The sequence below is a fragment of the Amycolatopsis marina genome (genome assembly GCF_900111885.1).
In the GTDB taxonomy this organism is placed as follows: Bacteria; Actinomycetota; Actinomycetes; order Mycobacteriales; family Pseudonocardiaceae; genus Amycolatopsis; species Amycolatopsis marina.
This window is the reverse complement of the sequence record NZ_FOKG01000058.1, coordinates 1-1,387: the sequence shown is the minus strand read 5'-3', so window position 1 is coordinate 1,387 and position 1,387 is coordinate 1. Positions and strand designations below refer to the sequence as shown.

The following is a 1,387-nucleotide window of genomic DNA, read 5'->3' as shown; positions in this document are numbered from 1 at the left end:
GACGCGATCGGCATGTCCGGCCTGCTGGTGAAGTCGACGGTGATCATGAAGGAGAACCTCGAGGAGATGAACTCCCGGGGACTCGCCGAACGCTGGCCTGTGCTGCTCGGTGGGGCGGCACTGACCAGGTCGTTCGTGGAGAACGACCTGTCGGAGCTCTACGAGGGCGAGGTCCGCTACGCGAAGGACGCGTTCGAGGGGCTACGCCTGATGGACGCGATCATGGGCGCCAAACGCGGCGAAGTGCAGCCGGTGGACGCCGAGGCCGAGGCGAAGCGCGCCGAGCGCAAGGCCCGCAGGGAACGTTCGCTGCGGATCGCCGAGGCCCGCAAAGCCAAACAGACCGAGGAGGACCCGCAGCCGGTACCCGCCAGGTCCGATGTGGCCACCGACGTCGCGGTGCCCACCCCGCCCTTCTGGGACACCAGGGTGGTGAAGGGTGTTCCGGTCGCGGAGTACTCGGCACTGCTCGACGAGCGGGCCACGTTCCTCGGCCAGTGGGGGCTGAAGGGCACCAGAGGTGACGGCGGACCGTCCTATGAGGAACTCGTCGAGACCGAGGGCAGACCGCGGCTGCGGTACTGGATGGACGAGCTGACCACGAAGGGCATCCTGCAGCATGCCGCCGTGGTCTACGGCTACTTCCCGTGTGTCGCCGAAGGTGACGATCTCGTCGTGCTCGACGCGCCCTCGCCGGACGCGGGGGAGCGGTGCCGATTCACGTTCCCCCGTCAGCCGCGTGACCGCAGGCTCTGCCTCGCCGACTTCTACCGTCCGCGAGAACGGGCCGAGGCAGAGGGTGTCGTCGACGTGGTCCCGTTCCAGCTGGTCACCATGGGTGACCCGATTGCCGACTTCGCCAACGAGTTGTTCGAGAAGAACGCCTACCGGGACTACCTTGAGGTCCACGGACTCGGGGTACAGCTGACGGAGGCGCTCGCCGAGTACTGGCACCGGCGAGTGCGCTCGGAACTCCGATGGAGTTCTGGCGCAGCCGTTTCCGACGAAGATCCCGACGACATCACCGAGTTCTTCAAGCTCGGGTACCGGGGAGCCAGGTTCTCGCTCGGCTACGGCGCCTGCCCGGAACTGGAGGACCGGGCCAAGATCGTCGACCTGCTGCAACCGGACCGGATCGGCGTCAAGCTCTCCGAGGAGTTCCAGTTGCACCCGGAGCAGTCCACCGACGCCATCGTGACACATCATCCGCAAGCCAAGTACTTCAACACGTGAAGGGGACTCAGTTCATGACCACAGTTCAGCCCGGCAGCGACCTGACCACCGTCGACGCCCTGCATCAGACCCGTAATGGGGTGGAGTTCGCGGTGGCGGATCTGGGTGCGGCGGAGTTCGGCCGTAAGGAGATTCGGCTTGCTGAGCATGAGAT

2 protein-coding genes are annotated in these 1,387 nt (G+C 66.0%); both read left to right on the top strand.

Annotated features, from left to right (window positions below):
* On the top strand, nt 1-1,233 hold a 1,233-nt coding region (locus BM199_RS33110; protein ID WP_281245780.1), incomplete at its 5' end, for a vitamin B12 dependent-methionine synthase activation domain-containing protein.
* 14 nt (nt 1,234-1,247) lie between these two features.
* Nucleotides 1,248-1,387 (top strand): adenosylhomocysteinase (locus tag BM199_RS33660; RefSeq protein ID WP_143102014.1); only part of this gene is annotated, 140 nt, incomplete at its 3' end.